The 16,084-nt window shown below is 65.6% G+C and carries 15 protein-coding genes and 1 riboswitch; of the genes, 5 read left to right on the top strand and 10 right to left on the bottom strand.

Going from position 1 to position 16,084, the window contains the following annotated elements; genetic code table 11:
• Positions 1 to 207: 207 nt before the first annotated feature.
• The gene (locus GTA51_RS00390) at positions 208 to 2,025 is read left to right on the top strand and encodes a BatD family protein (RefSeq protein ID WP_160957754.1); all 1,818 of its coding nucleotides are present in this window, start codon (positions 208 to 210) and stop codon (positions 2,023 to 2,025) included.
• Positions 2,026 to 2,125: 100 nt separating this feature from the next.
• Positions 2,126 to 3,910, top strand: a complete 1,785-nt coding sequence (locus tag GTA51_RS00385; RefSeq protein WP_160957753.1) for a PilZ domain-containing protein — start codon at positions 2,126 to 2,128, stop codon at positions 3,908 to 3,910.
• 282 nt (positions 3,911 to 4,192) lie between these two features.
• Here the strand turns inward: GTA51_RS00385 and GTA51_RS00380 are convergent, their stop codons facing one another.
• Positions 4,193 to 5,248 carry a bile acid:sodium symporter family protein gene (locus GTA51_RS00380; RefSeq protein WP_160957751.1) on the bottom strand — a complete coding sequence of 352 codons (1,056 nt, stop codon included), beginning with the start codon at positions 5,246 to 5,248 and terminating at the stop codon, positions 4,193 to 4,195.
• Positions 5,249 to 5,340: 92 nt separating this feature from the next.
• On the opposite strand from GTA51_RS00380, the gene GTA51_RS00375 reads away from it, so the two are divergent.
• The gene (locus tag GTA51_RS00375) at positions 5,341 to 6,153 is read left to right on the top strand and encodes an AraC family transcriptional regulator (protein WP_160957749.1); all 813 of its coding nucleotides are present in this window, start codon (positions 5,341 to 5,343) and stop codon (positions 6,151 to 6,153) included.
• A gap of 84 nt (positions 6,154 to 6,237) precedes the next feature.
• Here the strand turns inward: GTA51_RS00375 and GTA51_RS00370 are convergent, their stop codons facing one another.
• The 5 genes from GTA51_RS00370 to GTA51_RS00350 all read right to left on the bottom strand — a co-directional run bounded on the left by GTA51_RS00370 (position 6,238) and on the right by GTA51_RS00350 (position 11,037).
• Positions 6,238 to 8,379: a SpoIIE family protein phosphatase gene (locus tag GTA51_RS00370; RefSeq protein WP_160957748.1), complete on the bottom strand. Its 2,142-nt coding sequence runs from the start codon at positions 8,377 to 8,379 to the stop codon at positions 6,238 to 6,240.
• 404 nt (positions 8,380 to 8,783) lie between these two features.
• Entirely contained in the window at positions 8,784 to 9,359 is a 576-nt protein-coding gene (locus tag GTA51_RS00365) for a flavodoxin family protein (protein WP_160957746.1), read from the bottom strand.
• On the bottom strand, positions 9,340 to 9,927 hold the full coding sequence (locus tag GTA51_RS00360) for a flavin reductase family protein (RefSeq protein WP_160957745.1): 588 nt from the start codon (positions 9,925 to 9,927) through the stop codon (positions 9,340 to 9,342). The genes GTA51_RS00365 and GTA51_RS00360 overlap by 20 nt, the downstream gene beginning before the upstream one ends.
• A gap of 3 nt (positions 9,928 to 9,930) precedes the next feature.
• Positions 9,931 to 10,503, bottom strand: coding sequence for a flavin reductase family protein (locus GTA51_RS00355; protein WP_160957743.1), 573 nt, complete (start codon positions 10,501 to 10,503; stop codon positions 9,931 to 9,933).
• A 24-nt stretch (positions 10,504 to 10,527) separates the two neighbouring features.
• On the bottom strand, positions 10,528 to 11,037 hold the full coding sequence (locus GTA51_RS00350; protein ID WP_160957742.1) for a nitroreductase family protein: 510 nt from the start codon (positions 11,035 to 11,037) through the stop codon (positions 10,528 to 10,530).
• A 125-nt stretch (positions 11,038 to 11,162) separates the two neighbouring features.
• On the opposite strand from GTA51_RS00350, the gene GTA51_RS00345 reads away from it, so the two are divergent.
• Positions 11,163 to 11,564 (top strand): winged helix-turn-helix transcriptional regulator, encoded by a 402-nt coding sequence (locus GTA51_RS00345; RefSeq protein WP_160957740.1) that lies wholly within the window; start codon positions 11,163 to 11,165, stop codon positions 11,562 to 11,564.
• A gap of 18 nt (positions 11,565 to 11,582) precedes the next feature.
• Here the strand turns inward: GTA51_RS00345 and GTA51_RS00340 are convergent, their stop codons facing one another.
• The 4 genes from GTA51_RS00340 to GTA51_RS00330 all read right to left on the bottom strand — a co-directional run bounded on the left by GTA51_RS00340 (position 11,583) and on the right by GTA51_RS00330 (position 14,278).
• Positions 11,583 to 12,260, bottom strand: coding sequence for a response regulator (locus GTA51_RS00340; protein WP_160957739.1), 678 nt, complete (start codon positions 12,258 to 12,260; stop codon positions 11,583 to 11,585).
• Positions 12,257 to 13,393, bottom strand: a complete 1,137-nt coding sequence (locus GTA51_RS00335; protein ID WP_160957737.1) for a sensor histidine kinase — start codon at positions 13,391 to 13,393, stop codon at positions 12,257 to 12,259. The genes GTA51_RS00340 and GTA51_RS00335 overlap by 4 nt, the downstream gene beginning before the upstream one ends.
• A gap of 166 nt (positions 13,394 to 13,559) precedes the next feature.
• The gene (locus GTA51_RS20540; RefSeq protein ID WP_170300315.1) at positions 13,560 to 13,727 is read right to left on the bottom strand and encodes a hypothetical protein; all 168 of its coding nucleotides are present in this window, start codon (positions 13,725 to 13,727) and stop codon (positions 13,560 to 13,562) included.
• Positions 13,724 to 14,278 (bottom strand): hypothetical protein, encoded by a 555-nt coding sequence (locus GTA51_RS00330; RefSeq protein WP_160957735.1) that lies wholly within the window; start codon positions 14,276 to 14,278, stop codon positions 13,724 to 13,726. The genes GTA51_RS20540 and GTA51_RS00330 overlap by 4 nt, the downstream gene beginning before the upstream one ends.
• Positions 14,279 to 15,154: 876 nt before the next feature.
• A riboswitch (FMN riboswitch) is annotated at positions 15,155 to 15,307 on the top strand.
• Positions 15,308 to 15,425: 118 nt separating this feature from the next.
• Between GTA51_RS00330 and ribB the strand changes: the two genes are divergently transcribed.
• Complete coding sequence (ribB, locus tag GTA51_RS00320) at positions 15,426 to 16,070, top strand: 3,4-dihydroxy-2-butanone-4-phosphate synthase (RefSeq protein ID WP_160957732.1); 645 nt, start codon at positions 15,426 to 15,428, stop codon at positions 16,068 to 16,070.
• The last annotated feature ends 14 nt before the right edge of the window (positions 16,071 to 16,084 follow it).

Here is a 16,084-nt window from a genome sequence, read left to right as displayed (position 1 = left end):
AAGAGGAAGAGGCCTCCGGCGGCTGGGGGGGATAATCCCCCCCAGACCCCCTTGATGGGAAAAGTTTTAAAAGGGGAGAAAGTTGTAACGGGGCTGGGTTGCAGTGGGAAATGTCGTCTGCATAACCCCCTTGCCTTCCAGGTGGGATTCCAAAGGGGTCACCCCTTTGGCCGCCGGAGGCATTCTTTTTGGGGCTGGATGGCTGTATTGGCCATAGTCTTTACCGCGTGTCTTGGGCCGACGGCGCGCCTTGCCGCAGCGGACGCCGTGACCGCCGAGGTCGAGCCTCGGGAAACGGTCCTTGGCCGGCCGGCAACCCTGCGCGTCTTTGTGCCCGGCGACGCCCTGGCCGTGGTCGATACCACCCCGATCACCGATTTCACTGTCATCCCGCGCGGCCGGGTGGTAGGCGCGCGCACCGGCCCGGACGGCCAGCCCGGTGCCGTCACCGCCTACCGCTTCGAGCTTGCCCCCAGACGCGCCGGGGACTGCGTCGTGCCGGCCCTGGCGGTGGAAACCGGCGGCACGCAGCAGCGCACCAATCCGGTGACCGTGGTCGTGCGGCCGGGACCGGCCGTGCCACCCGGTCTGGCCGGCAAGACGGTCTTCCTGGACGCCACCCTGTCCCGGCCGACCATGTACTTGGGGCAGACCCTTGTTTACAGCCTGCACCTCTTTCGCTCGGTCGCTGCCACAAACATCATTGTCACCCCGCCGCCTTTCGACGGTTTTGCCGCCACGCCCCTGCCCGGCCAGATCGATGACGAGATCGAGGCCGGCGGCCGGCGCTATGCCGTCACCCGTGTGGCCTATGCCCTGACACCGCAGCGCGTCGGCCGGCTGGCCCTGGCCCCGGCCTCGGCCAGACTGACCGGCCTGCCCGGGGCGGCCAAGCCGCTGACCGTTGCCGGTCCGGCTCAAACAGCAGACGTGCGCCCCCTGCCGCCAGGGCCAGCCGGCGCGCACACTGCGGGACTCGTGGGCCGGATGGAGCTTGACGCCCGGCTTGAAGCCCAGACGACGCCGGTCGGCCAGGAAGCGTTCCTCGCCGTCACCCTGTCCGGCCAGGGCAACCTGACCGAAGCGGCCCTCCCCGTGCCCCTGGTCCCCGAAGGACTTTCCCTGCGGCGATTGCCGGCCGAGACGGACGGGATCATGGGGCCGGACGGCTTTTCCGGCCGGCGAACACTCCGTTTTGCCCTGCGCGCCGACCGGCCCGGCCGCTACGTCCTGGCCGGGATGCGTCTGGCTGTTTTCGACCCGGACCAGGGGGCCTGGCAAATGCTGGCCAGCCCGGATCTGGCCCTGACGGTCACGCCGGCGGCGAGCACCCCGGCCGCCCTGGCCCCGACGCTGCCGACCCTTGCCACCGGCGGTGCGGCCCTGGCCGGCGTCCGGGAAGCGTATGCCGCTGGACAGTTCACCGAGGCCGCCAAAGGTCTGGAGGCAGCCCTGGCCAACGCGGGGAAAAAAGCCGACGTGGAAGCCTGCCTTGATGCAGCCACGGTCTGGCGGCTGGCCGGTGATCCGGGCCGGGCGGCGTTGTGGCTGTATCGGGCCGAACGGGCCGATCCCGGCAACCCGCAGGTAGCCAAGGCCCTGGCCGCAGCCGGGTTGCCGCCCTTCGCGCCAGGGCTGTTCCTGGGCAGCCGCCTGCCCGGGGGCGTTGTCGCGACGGCGGCCCTGCTGGCGGCTGCCTCCCTGGGGCTGGCGGCCCTGCTGGGACGCCGGGTTGCCTTGCACCTGCCCCGCAGCGTATGGTGTCTGGCCTGGGCAGCCACCCTGTGGCTGGCGGTGGAAGCCGGCTGGCTGACACTTACCCCGGTCCTCGCCCCCCGGGCCGTTGTGACGGTCGAGACCACCGCCCGGTGCGCCCCGGAACTGGCGGCCGAAGCACTCTTTGTCCTCCCGCCCGGGACCATCGTCCGGCTTGGCCCGGCTCGCGACGGCTTTGTGCAAATCGACGCCGGCAACGACAAGCTGGGCTGGGTGGACCGCGACAACCTCGTCACAAACATGCTGTAGAAATCGCCTCGGCCGCCTTGCCCTCCCTTGCCAAAAGGCGACAGTCTGCTATCCGTTGGGCAAAAGTGACGCCAAAATCCATAGTGCAGGGTTGTATCGCATGAACGATTTTCTGGCTCCGGTCATCCAAACCAATCTTGACCTGCATTTCGGCCGCGTCGCTGCGCTGGACGCCCCGCCCGACGACCGGGAACCGCTCATCGCCGCCGCCGCAGCCCTCCTGCGCTCCATTACCCGAGGCCTCCTGGACACCGCTAAAAAAGAGACCGTCGATACGGCAGTGCAGCGCCACATTTTTGCCAAGGACGCGGCCCTGCCGCCCTGGCTGATCAACCGGGGGCTGGTGCTGTGCGAAAATGACCGGCAGCAATTTGAACCGACGCTGTGCACCCTGCTGGAGAATTCGTTTAACCGACGACGGTTTTTGGATTTTTTGAGCAACGAACTGCTCTATCACTGCTGGATGTGGGCAAGCGAAGACGACAAACGCCACTTCCCCGTCCGCTGCGCCAATGCCCTGCTGGACAACGGCTATTGCCTCAAACTCAATGACCAGCCCTACGTCGTCAAGCTCGGTGACAACGTCCTCGTTGCGCCCGGAAAAAAGGACGACGCCTTTCACTGGTCCATACGTTCCATCGGCACCGTGACCCTGATCGACCTTTCCACCAAGCCTGTTTTCGAATACACCGCCCGGCTGCTCACGGCCAAATACAAAACCACGTTTATTCTCGACACGTTCAAGGAACTTTTTAAGGCCGTGCGCCAACCAGCCGGCATCGCGCGCTACGGCGTGCTGGTCATGGGCGAAATTCCCAAGGTGTTCACCCTGGCCGACTATCAGGTCGCTGTCGGTGCCGCGCCGGACAGCTCCCCCCTGGCCCTGCTGCGCCGCCTCCTGGGCGATTTCGATAAAAGCACCCGTCGCCTGTATCCCGAATCACGCTTTCGCCTGGGAGCCGAACCGCCCCAAAGCCTGGCCAACCGGGTGGCGGCCATGCTCTGGCTGCGCGCCACCCTGGCCCGCGTCAAGACCCTGCAACAAAAACAAAACACCCCGAAACGGGGCTTGCAAGTGGCCGAACGCACCGTACTGCTCTCGGCCCTGGACCAGAAAAGCATCCTCTATTTCAACCTGTTCACCGACCCCGGCGACACGTCGATCAACCCCTGCCACATCCGGGCCGTCAACGAAGACTCCATGGTGGTGCAGTCGCCACGCGGCAACCGGCTCAACGACGCCAAACCGGACCAGGAGGTCCACGGTTATTTCGCCGTGGTCGGGGCCAATAAGAAAAGCACCTATTGCGACTTTCGAACGACCGTCGAGTCCATCACCTCCCCGGACCCCTCCCATTGTCTGGTGGAGCTAAGCGTCCCGGCCGCCTTCGAGCTGACCCGGCGCACCCACAAACGCCTGCCGCTGGGACCGGCCATGCTCGGCCTGTTCGAGATGTCGGCCCCGGCCCCGGACGCCGACTGGAGCCTTTTTAACAACCTCGACAAATGGCCTGCCCCGTTTTGCATCATCCCCGACAGCGCCCGCCACTGCGCCATAAAGGATCTCTCGGCCGGCGGCCTCATGCTGGAAATCCACCAGGACGCCCCGGCCTACGGCTATTTCATCGACACCAGCCGCGACTACCCGCTGCTGGTCCACCTCCATCTGATCCGGGGAGGCGAGCAGCCACCGCTTAGGCTCGGGCTGCGCCTGGAGGTCAAACGCATCCGGGATTTCCCGCCGCTGCGCAAAAAATACGTGGGCTTCCAGTTCACCGAGGCCGGCGAAATCCGAAACGAACACTTCGTACGGTTCGCACCAGTGGGCAAAGACGGACTCTACTGCATCACCGACTGGATCTTCCGCAACGGCCTGGGGCGTTAAGAGAGAGGGAGATGAAGAGGAAGATGCCTCCGGCGGCCGGGGGGGATAATCCCCCCCGGACCCCCTTGATAGGAGAAAATTTCAGGGGGGAGAAAGGTGTAAAGCGACTGGGTTGCAGTGGGAGATGTCCCCAGCATAACCCCCTTGCCTTCCAGGTGGGATTCCAAAGGGGTCACCCCTTTGGCCGCCGGAGGCATTCTTTTTGGGAGCCTCCGGCGGCCGGGGGCCTGAGGCCCCCGGACCGCCCAACGGGAAAAGAGCTTTTAACCCGGACCGGCTCCTTTATGCGCTGCGTACCGGTACTGTCTCGGCCGCCGGCATACCAGCAAAGGCGTTTTCGGAGGGTGCGGCCTTGTTGAAACGGTCGGCAAACCGTCCGGCCATGATCGAGCAGACGAAAAGCTGCAACTGATGGTAAAACATGATCGGCAACACGATCAGGCCCAGGGCCGGATGCGCCCCGAACAACAGGCGGGCCATGGGCACCCCCGACGCCAGGGTCTTTTTGGAGCCGCAAAAAATCGCCGTGATCCGATCCTCCTCGGAAAAACCCATCCAGCCAGCCACCCGCGAAGAGACGAACAAGGCCACGGCCAAAAAGAGCGCCGCCCCGGCCAGGGTCATGGCGATGACCGACAGGCCGTTGTCGCGCCACAGGCCCGAAGCCGTGGAATCGCAAAACGAACTGTAGACCAGAATCAAAATCACCAGCTTGTCAAAGGTGTTGATGTATTTCTTGTAGCGCGAGGCCAGATTGCCCAAGACCGGCCGGGCCACCTGCCCCAGCACAAAGGGCAACAAAAGCAGGGTGGCGATGTTGACCACGGCCTGACCGAAAGACAATCCGCCGGTGGAGCCGCCGGCCTGGATCAATTCGATTATCGCCGGGGTCAGCACAATGCCGAGCAGGCTTGAAAGCGTGGCATTAAAGATTGCCGCCGGCACGTTGCCCTTGGCAATGGCCGTCATGGCTACTGACGAGGAAATGGTCGAGGGCAAGGCGCACAGATAGAGAAACCCCAACATGAGCCCCTCGGGAATGATCCCGCCAAAGGCCCATCGGAAGGGAAAATAGAGCAGCGGGAAAATGACGAAGGTGAGCGCCTGGACAAGCAGATGCAGCTTCACCTTGGTCAGCCCGGCCACCAGACTGCGGGTGGAAAGGGCCAGCCCGTGCAGAAAAAAGACCGCGAAGATGCCGGCGTTGCTGACTACGTCGGCGTGCATGGCCCCGCCGGCCGCTCCGAAAGTCGGGAAGGCGGCGGCCAGCAGCACCGCCGCAATCATGCCTGCCAAAAACCAATCCGACGCCATTTTGCGCAAGACTCTGCCGATCATATCCGTCTCCTTGGCGAAATGTTCGCCCGCTTCTAGCCCTGGACGAAGAGTCTGTCTTGCGCCAAAATGACATTTTATAGCGAGAAACGGACATGCCGCAGGAACGCCAGCCCCCCCAGCTCGAAATCCTCCCCCGCACGGTCTACGCCCGCAGCGAATCCCTGCCGGCCGGCTCCCTGGCCCGGGCGCACAGCCATGGCTTCGGCCAACTGTCCTTTGCCGGCGAGGGCGTGCTCACAGTCACCACGCCCACAGGCAGCCATGTGGCCCCGCCGCAACGCGCCGTCTGGCTGCCGCCTGGCCTGCTCCACGAAGTGGCCACGTCCCAGCCGGCCGAAATGCGCAGCCTGTATATCCGGGCCGACCAGGGCATTTTTTGTCCGCCTCGCTGTCTGGTGCTGACGGTTTCGCCGCTGGCTCGGGAGCTGATCCTGGCCGCCGCCGCCCTGCCCCCGGACTATGACGAGGGGGGGCCGGCAGGGCGGCTCATCGCCGTGCTGCTGGACCAATTGGCCACCCTGCCCGAAGCCGGCTTCAGCCTGCCCTGGCCGGCCGAACCGCAGCTCGCCGCCATCTGCCGCGCCCTGGCTGACGCCCCAGACGACGCGCGACCCATGGAAACCATCGCCAAGAACGCCGGCATGACCGGGCGCACGTTGGGGCGTCGATTTGCGGCCGAAACCGGCTTGTCGTTTGGAAAATGGCGGCGCAGACAACGGCTGTTGGCAGCCCTGGCCCATCTGGAGGCAGGAGCCAGCGTTACGGCGGCGGGTTTGGAAAGCGGCTACGAATCCGTCTCGGCCTTCGTCGCCGCTTTTCGAGAGGCGTTCGGGACCACGCCCGGGGGGTTTATCCGAGGCCTGCGGGCCGGGTGTGGTGCGACATCTTGCGGCAAAACCCCCTAACCCCTATCAGGGAGGGTCCGGGAGGGGGTTACCCCCTCCCGGCCGCCGGAGGCATTCCCTCTCCCGGGTCTCTTTATAAATTCCCTACTCCGGCAACACTTTGATAGCCACCAGGGTCACGTCGTCTTCGGGCTGATCCTCGCCCAGAAACTCCCGCAAGCCTTCCAGCACGGCCGCGACGATGGCGGCGGCGGGCAGGTCGCTGTGGCGGCCGAGCAGTTCGCGCACCCGGTCCTTGCCAAACATCTCGCCCTTGGCGTTGCGGGCTTCCCACAAACCGTCGGTGGCCAGCAGCGCCACTTGGCCGGGGATAAAACCGGCAGCGCTGTTTTCGGCGTACCGGGCCTCGGTGACGATGCCCAGGGGCGGGCCGCCCTTGTCCGGGATGTCGTTGGCCAGCCCCGTGGCCGCGTCGTAGAGGATGATGGGATCATGGCCGGCGCGCACCCAGTGCAGGCGTTTTTTCTCGACATCAATGGCCAGATAAAAAAGCGTCATGAACCGGCCGGAATCGGCCAGATCGGCGCACAAGAGCTTATTGACGTCGTCCATGACCGAGGCCAAAGAGCCGGGCTGAAACGAGCGCATGCGCAAAAAAGCCCGGGCCGTGGTCATTAAAAGGGCCGCCGCGATGCCATGCCCGGTGACGTCGCCGATGATGACGCCGAACCGGCCCGGCTGGTCGTTGGGGGCATGGATAAAATCGTAATAATCGCCGCCGGTTTCATCACTGTATAAGCTCGTGCCGGCAATGTCGAAACCCGGCAGGCCCGGGGCGGCCTGGGGCAGCAGATTGCGCTGCACCTCCTCGGCCAGGGCCAGGGCTTGGCGCAACAGTTCGTTTTTCCGCTGAATTTCAAGCCGGGCCTCGTTGATCTCCCGGTTGATGACCCGCATAAGCGCCTGGGAACGGTCCTTCTGGGCCTCCAGTCGCTCCCGGGCTTCGGTGGCCCGGGACAGCGCCCGGGTGAGCGACCGGAGTTCCCGGCGAAGCGACTCGGTCTCCCCGGCCGGACAGGGCAGATCGACCGGGATAGCGTCCAGACTGGCAGCCGGCACCTCGCCGCCAAGGAGCAGAGCCACTAGGGAGCCGTTTTGCAGATGCAGGGGCAGGCCCGGGGCTGAGGGCGCGATTTCGCCGTAGCAGTAAAACCCAGCCAGGGGTGTGCCGGCAGGCAGGGCCTCGGCCAGCGCATTGATCTCTTCCACGGCCTTGGTGCCGAGAATGTCCCGGCGGGTGGAGCAGGAAAAAAGCAGCACCCCGGCCGGCGCCAGGCCGGCAGCCACCTCGCCGCCCAGCCCCTTGGCCGTGGTCCGGATGTCGGTGAGCATGTCGGTCCGGTTGGCCTCGGCCAGTTGCACCATGGACCCGTCGGGGATGCCGGCCGGGAACTGGATACTGCCGTCGCCTTCGCTGAAAAAGGCCGGGGCGCGCAGCATGAAATCCTTGTGCTTTTCGCAGGCCACGGCCAGCGGCAACTCCACGGCCGGCTCGGCATGGGGACCAAGATAGTGGCGGTAGAAATCCAGGGCCGTGCCGTCGCCGATGCGGCTGACCACGTTGCCTTCCACCCCGGTCACCCGGGCCAGCCCGCCAACCGGCCGCCAGCCCCGCGACAGGCGCATGGCCAGGGGCACGTCCCCGGCAAGAAGCAAAAACGGCGCGGCATGAACAAGCACTTCCCGGCCAAAAAACTGGCGGATCGGCCGACGGTCGGCCAGATGCCGCCCGGGTGCGCCGCCAAGGACCATGCAGGCCTCGCCAAGCGCCCGGGTCAGCCCCTGGCAGAAATCCTGGACTCCGCCCCGGCCGCCGTCAGGAAAGACCAGACACAGACCCGGCGAGGCTGCAAACCCGGCCCGGGCCGCTGCCACCGCAGCCGACGCCTGGGCCGGCAAATCGGCCCCGGGAGCAGCAAAATCCCGGGCCACCCCGGCGACGCAGGTGATGCCCTCCCCGCCAAAGGCAATGAGCAGTACAGCGTCGTCAGTGACGCCGCCGACCGAAGACAACTCGCCGCATGAGGTGCCGCCGACCAACGGCACACCCGGGAAGGCAGCGGCCACAGCCCGCAAGATGACGCCGTGGTCGTAGCTGACCCCGGCAAAAAGCAACAGCCCGGCCGGCCAGACCCCGCCCAGGCCCCGACGGCAGGAGTCCACCGCGCCGCGTATGGCGCACTCTGCGTCCAGACAATTGGCATGCCCGATAGCCATACGCAACATGGAAACCTCCTCGCGTCGCGGCAGCCCCGGCCCGCAGCCGAACCATCTGCCCAGACTGGCACTATGCCGCGAGGCCCAGGCAAAAGGCAAGCAGACAGGAGGCGTAAGAGGCGTAAGAGTGCCTCCGGCGGCCGGGGGGGATAATCCCCCCCGGACCCCCTTGATTAGAAGAAGTTTTTTAACGGGTTATCGGCGATGATGGGTAATCGGTCGGTTGCGGACCGGAACAGCCGGCGCTGGCTATTGACGGGAACCACTGTGGCAAAGGCCTGAAACGAGCCCGCCCCATCCACGGCAGCCCACGGCCCCCCTTTACCCCTTGCCTTCCAGGAGGGATTCCAAAGGGGCCACCCCTTTGGCCGCCGGAGGCCTCTTTTCTTCTTCCTCGCCTCGTATACTACACGCTAGGCGTTCAGTTTTTGCATGACCCAGGCCATGTTCTTGCCCAGGTTTTGCATGGTCAAGACGCCTTCTTCGTCGCTTTCCACTTCGCCCGGCTCCATTCCCCGTCCCAGGTTCCAGTAGCTCGAACCCGGCACCACCATCTGGTTGATGAAATAGAAGTGGTTGATGGAATTAAAGACGTGGATGGCTCCGCCGCGCCGCACGGCCACGACAGCCGCCCCGACTTTGCGGGCCAACATGGCGTCGTTGGCCAGGGCCACCATGCCGGCCCGGTCGATGATCGACTTGATATTGGTCGAGACGTTGGCGAAATAGGTGGGCGAGCCAAGTATCATGCCATCGGCCGCCACCATTTTGTCGATGATCTCGTTTAACATGTCTTTTTTGACGGCGCAGTGGCCGTCTTTATTTTCCCAGCACTTCATGCAGGCGATGCAGCCCCGAATGTCTTTGCCGTGGAGTTGGAGCATTTCCGTCTCGATGCCGGCGGCTTCGATTTCGGCCAGGGCCATACGCAGCATGGCAGCGGTATTGCCGTCTTTGCGGGCACTGCCGTTAATGGCCAACACTTTCATGGTGTTTCTCCTTTTTAAGCGCCTTGCCCACGCTCCAGGCGTCGGCCACCGGGCGGCCAAGCGTCCAGTAGCGGTTATCGGGCATGGTCAAGAGCAGCGGTTGGAATTTTTCCATGTCCACCTGGCCGTCGGCCAGGATGTCCCCGTCGGCCCAGGCCGCTTTGATCTCGCCGATAAAAAACCGGTTGGAGGGGAGTTCCACGGTCTGATAGAGCCGCATCTCCAGGCACAGCGGGCATTCCCGGATCATGGGGGCACCGGGGGTTTCGCCGTAAAAGACGTCGAACAGGGCCGACTTGTCTGCATTGCGACCGGAAACCAGCCCGCAGTAGTCGGTTTTTTCGACCAGCGCCGGCCCCGGGAAGCACAGGGAGAACGCGCCGGTCTCCTGGATGCCGCTGCCGGTCCACTGGCGGTGGTTGATGGAGACGCCGATCAGCGGCGGCTTGAAGCCCAGCCGCGTGATCCAGCCGGCGGCCATGAAATTGACCCGCCCCTCGACCATGGTTCCGGCCAGGGCCACGGGCATGGGCGGCAACTGGTTGGGATCAAGGCGTACCTTTTCCATTGCCTACGCTCCTTTAAGCTCCTTGCCGATGGAGAACGCCAGCCCCAGATCGGCTCCCAGACCGTAATAGTGCCGGTCTTCCGGGGCGAAAATGATCGGTTTGATGACCTGGGGATCAGGCTTGCCGTCACGCATGGCGGCCTCGTCCACTTTGACGTCCATGATTTCGCCCACGAACATGGTGTGCATGCCCAGATCAAGCACCTGGATCACCTTGCATTCGATGATAAGCGGGCACTCGGCCACATACGGCGCGTCCACCAGTTCGCTTTTCACCGGCGTAAAACCGCAGGCGGCAAACTTGTCGGTGCCACGGCCGGAGGCGATGCCGCAGTAGTCGGCCGCCACGACCTGGGATTCGGCGGGCACGCTCACGGTATAGGCCCGCCGTTCCATGATGGCGGCGTAGGAATGCCGGGGCTTTTGCAGGGAAACGGTCAGGCACGGCGGCTTGGAACAGCAGATGCCGCCCCAGGCGGCGGTCATGATATTGGGCTTGCCGGCGGCGTCGTAGGTGCCCACCAGCCAGGTCGGGGTGGGCAGGGCGATGGTCTTGGGACCAAGAGAAACTTTCATGCGTACTCCTTTTCGGGCCAACGGCTACCAGCCGTTGCGATGGATGCGTTCGGGTTTGAACCGTTCCACGCGCTTAAATTCCTGGGCCGGATAGCCCAGCGGCACCAGGGCATGGGGCAAAAAGCCTTCGGGCAGCCCCAGCAAGGCGGCCATGGGGGCCATGCGCTCCTGTCGCGGATAGAGGCCGCACCAGACCGATCCGATACCCAGGCCCCGGGCGGCCAGCAGCAGATTTTCAACGGCGGCGGAGCAGTCCACCATCCAGTTGCCGGGTGCTTTTTCCAGGGCAATCTCGGCCACGCTGACAATGGCGGCCTGGGCCGTGCGGCACATGGCCGCATGGGGATGGATGTCCGGGATGGGGTCCAGCATGGCCCGGTCGGTAATGACCACGAAATGCCAGGGTTGGGCGTTCACAGCGCTGGGCGCGTCCATGGCCGCCCGCAGGATGGTTTCCAGATCGGCTTCGCTTATGGGCTGGTCGGTAAATGCCCGGATGCTGCGCCGGGTATGCAGGGCCTCAAAAAGTTCCATGGGGCCTCCTTGTTTGGTTTCCGCTTTACGCTTTGGGGAAATTCTGCCAGTATACCCAAAAATGCAAGTAGGCACATTTAAGTTGTGTAGTATCCTTTTGGAAACCTACCTGCAGGAGCAACCACATGAGCGAACCGGGAACGCCGTGCAGCCGCAAACGCTGCCTGGGCAAGGAATACTCGTGCAGCATGGAGCTGTCGCTGGCGGTCATCGGCGGCAAGTGGAAGCCGCTTATCGTATGGCACCTTCGCGACATCGCCGCCATGCGTTTTTCGGCCCTGCGCCGGACCATGCCGGCCATCACCCAGAAAATGCTGACCCAGCAGTTGCGGGAATTGGAAGCCGACGGGCTGCTAACCCGCACGGTCTTTGCCGAGGTGCCGCCCCGGGTGGAATACGCCCTGACCGACCTGGGACGCGGCATCGTACCAATTCTGGAGTCCCTGTGCCGGTTCGGCCGGGAATTTGAAGCCCGTTTCGGGGTCGAGGATGCCGATGCGCCGACGGCCACGGCGGCGGTCCGCTAACGGGCCGGACACCCGCCGTCACTCCTCCCAGTCCAGGTCCACAATACCCAGGCGGGCGGCGTAATGCACGAGCTCGGCCAGATTGGACAGGCCGAGCTTGCCGAAGATGTTGCTGCGATGGTTTTCCACGGTTTTTTTGGAGACAAAGAGGTCGGCCGCGATGGCTGCCGGGCTTTTGCCGGCGGCAAGCAACCGCAGCACCTGCTGTTCGCGCCGGGTGAGTGCGGCATAGGCCGGATCGCCGGCCGGGGAACGCCGGGCCGCGTATGCGTCCAGGCCCAGGAGCACTTGGGGTGTGATGGCGGCGTCGAGATAGCGCTCGCCCCGCATGACGGCCTCGATAGCAGCAATCAGGCCCGAAGCGGCCGAGTCTTTGACGACAAAGCCTTGCGCCCCGGCCCGCAAGCACGCGGCCACAAGATCGAGCCGGGTGTGCATGGTGACGACCACCACCCGGGGACGCGGGGAAACGCCTTCCAAGCGGCCAAGGACTTCCACGCCGCTGCTGCCGGGCAGGCCGATATCCAGCAGCAGCACATCCGGACGCAGCTCCCGCACGCAGCCAACGGCCTCGTCAGCGGTTGCGGCCTGACCCACCACCATATAACGGGGGTGGCCGGCCAAGAGGGCGGCCAAGCCCTCGCGCACCAGTCCGTGGTCGTCGGCGATGACAAGGCGCACCGGTTTTTCGCTCATCCCCCACCCTTGCCGGCCGGTGCCACGGCCGTAATCCGCACCCCGTGGCCGGGACGCGACCGGATCGTTAACCGACCGCCGAGCAGCCGCAGCCGTTCCCCCATGCTCCACAATCCCATCCGCTTTTGCGCCCGGGCTTCGGGCAGCCGGACCTCGGGATCAAAGCCCTGGCCGTCGTCGTCGATGCGCAGGATCAGCAGCGGATGCGAGGCGGTCAGGCGCACCGTAATCGCGGTGCAACGGCCGTGGCGGCAGGCGTTGGCCAGCCCTTCCTGGAGCACGCGGTAGAGATTCAGGCCGGCCTCGAAATCAATGGGCCAGGCGTCCAGGCCACGCGTCGTGCACTCCACGGCAATACCGGTGCGGGCGGCGGTTTCCCGGCACAACGCAGCGGCAGCCTCGGCCAGCCCCAGCCGGTTGAGCATCGGCGGCAGCAGATCGCCGGCCAGATGGCGCAGGGAGGCGATAGCCGCCCCCAGGCGGGTGGCGCTTTCCCGCACAATGTCGAGCCCTTGCTGGCCGGCACCGGCCGGTCCGCCCGGCAGCGCGGCCAACCGGTCCAGGCCCAGGCTGACCAAGGCCAGATTCTGGGCCACGTCGTCGTGCAGTTCCCGGGCCAGGCGCTGGCGCTCGGTCTCCTGGGCCTTGATCAGTTCCCGGGAGAGCTGGCGCAGGTGCTCCTCGTTTTTGCGGGCCTCGATGATGCGGCCCAGATGCTCGGCCACGGCGTCGAGCAGGTGCCGCTCCTCGCGCAGAAACGGGCCTTCGTCGGCCTCGGGCCGTTTGTCCAGATAGCCCACCTCGATGCGCCCGACCACTTCGCCATGGGCGCGGATCGGGCTTTCCTGGCGACTGGCCGGCCGGTGCCAGTTGGCCGTGGCCTGGGCGCAACCGCCGACGGTCGCCCGGGCGCAGGCTGCCCCCGGATGCTGCCAGGCCCGCACCAGCACGGCGCAGGCTCCGGCCAGGAGGTCGTCCAGGGCCATGTCCTGGCGCTGGGACAGTCGGGTGATGGCGTAGAGGCAGTCCAGTTCCTTGACGCGTTCGCGCAGGGCGGCCACGGTGTTCTCGTGTTCGCCCTGGCCCGGGTCGTCCCTGGCGGTGGGGAGGGGGTGGGGGGTGACGGCTTCCATGGGCACAGCGTCCCGGACATAGCCTTTCCAGCGGTCCTTGTCAGCCCTGCCGCCCGGCCCGCCAAACAGGCCAAGGCGGACGAAAACCCAGGCCCGGGCGTGCGGGTCGCGGCCGGGCGGCAGGAATGCCCGCTTCGCCGTTTCGGCTGCGGCAGAATGTCTTTTCCTACCGCCATTTGGTCTTGTCAAACACCCCGCGTTGGACGATTTCCCGGGTCTTGTAGGCGTCGAAATTAAAATCGCCGGGCAACCGCTCCCGGTCCGGGCGCACCCGCCGGCTAGAGGCGAGGACGAGCAGGACAACGCCGGAAATGATCCACCACAGGGCGTTCATGGCTGCCCCTGGGCCGGGCGGCGTTTCCTGCCTCTCCGGGCCAGCCCCCGGCCAACGGCCCGGGCCAGGTGCGAGGCGGCCGGCTCCTCCCCGGTGATGCACAGTCCGGGCCGCCCCCCCTGGCTGGCGGCCAGACGGGCCAGACTCTCCAGCAACGCCTCGACAGCCAGCGGCAGCCGCTCCCCCCGGGTCGCCACGGCGATGCGGATGGAAGCAATGCCCCGGTCCAGGGCCTCCACCAGACAATCGCCAAGCGCGGCCACACCCGCTTCGTCCGGCAAGCCGCGAAGGCGGATAACGAGACCGTCGCCGTGCTCCATGACCCGGATGACGCAGTTCCCGGCAGCGTACACAGCAATCTTGAGATCCGGCCCCAGCGCCGGCAGCGCTGTTGTGACCAAATGGTGCCGGCCCGGGGCGGGCTGCGCCATGGGCAATGCGGGCAGGGCAGGCATCGGCGCGCCCTGCCCACCCCGGACAGCCGGGCCGGGCAGGCGGCGGCGTCCGTTTCGGGCTTCACCTGATTGACGGGCTGTATCGGACTGGGACATGGGCGACCTCCTCCCGGCTGGCCGGGCAGGCGTGCATCCTACGTCCCGAAGATGCCGACGAAATCGGGCGAAATCCCGAACTGGTGCGGGAAAAACGCCCGGTTTTCCGGGAGGGCGACCCGGGAGACCGGGAGCTCCCGGCCGCGTGGCCGGAATGGCCCGGCAAGTTCAACTTGCCCCAGGCTGGAACATCGCAGTACTGTAGCGGCATGAAAGAGAGGAGGCCCCCATGCGATTCTCACCCAAGTCAGTCGTAATGGTCATCGTGCTTGTTTTTGCTGCCCTCGTTTTAGCGCAAACCCTGGCCTTTGCCCAATGCCCCCCGGGCACCCGCTGGTCAAACAGAGCCTGGCGCTGCGTTCCGGCTGGCCCGCCGCCGCCGCCGCCAGGTGCGTACTATCCTCCGCCTGGCGGGTACTATCCTCCGCCAGGAGGGTACTACCCGCCGCCACCGCCGCCACCGCCGCCACCGCCGCCACCGGTCCGCGGAGGATGCAACCAATCCTACCAGAACTGCCTGTATGTTTGTGCGGGCGTGCCGCAGTGCATGAACAACTGTAACATCGGCTATTCCATGTGCGTTGGCGGCAGCTAGGCCGCCAACGACGCTGCCCCCAAACGCTCTTGCAGGCTGGCCCAGGAACGGCAGGGCCAGCCTGCATCGGATCGCCGGCCGGCTTCCAAGTGTTGCGTTCAATACTTGCCGCCATGGTTTGCCAAGCGGCAACACCGTACATTTATGCTCTTTATTCACCCAAAAGCAGAAATGCTTTTGGGCGTACGCCTTGCGAGACAGGCTCAAACCGCGCAGCACCCTGACGCGGCACAGGGCATTTTTGCGTCTTGCCAGGAGTACGCCGCAGGGGTAGAAACGGCCGTTGTCCTCAGGGCGGGGTGAAAGTCCCCACCGGCGGTATCCCGGGCAACCGGGGAGCCCGCGAGCGCCTGCGTCCGGTCACGGACACAGGGTCAGCAGACCTGGTGCGAGGCCAGGGCCGACGGTTACAGTCCGGATGGAAGAGGAGGAGACGGCATTCCCCGCCGCCGGATTTTCCGGCGCGAGGCCGGCAGGACGTTGTGTCCTGCCCGGTCGTCTTTTTTTTCCGCCCTGATTCTGGCCCAGAAAACCTCTTTTTCGGAGAGCGCCATGAATCAGCCATTTTCCAATGTCGACGCCGCCATTGCCCGGACCCGGGCCGCCATCGAAGCCATGCGCCAGGGGCACGGCATCCTGGTGGTCGATGATTACGACCGCGAAAACGAGGGCGACCTCATCTTCGCCGCCGACACCCTGACCGTGCCGCAGATGGCCATGCTCATTCGCGAATGCAGCGGCATCGTGTGCCTGTGCCTGACCGAGGACAAGGCGCGTGCCCTGGAGTTGCCGCCTATGGTTGCGGTCAACACCTGCGTGAACGGCACGGCCTTTACCGTCACCATCGAAGCGGCCACCGGCGTCACCACCGGCGTGTCTGCCGCCGACCGGCTGACCACGGTCAAAACGGCGGCCGCCGCCACAGCCAAACCCTCCGATCTGGCCCGGCCGGGGCACGTGTTTCCGCTGGTGGCCAAGGCCGGGGGCGTGCTCACCCGGCGCGGCCATACCGAAGCCACGGTGGATATGACCCGCTTAGCCGGCCATTCGCCGTGCGGGGTGTTGTGCGAAATAACCAACCCCGACGGCACCATGGCCAAGGGTGAGCAGTTGACGGCCTTTGCCGCCACCCACGGCCTGCCGCTCGTCAGCGTGGCCGACATCGTGGCCTACCGCCAAGCCACCGGCGATTTCTAACACGCCGCCGGGGC

This window comes from Solidesulfovibrio aerotolerans, assembly GCF_009856865.1.
In the GTDB taxonomy this organism is placed as follows: domain Bacteria; phylum Desulfobacterota; class Desulfovibrionia; order Desulfovibrionales; family Desulfovibrionaceae; genus Solidesulfovibrio; species Solidesulfovibrio aerotolerans.
This window is presented reverse-complemented; position numbering and strand designations above follow the sequence as displayed.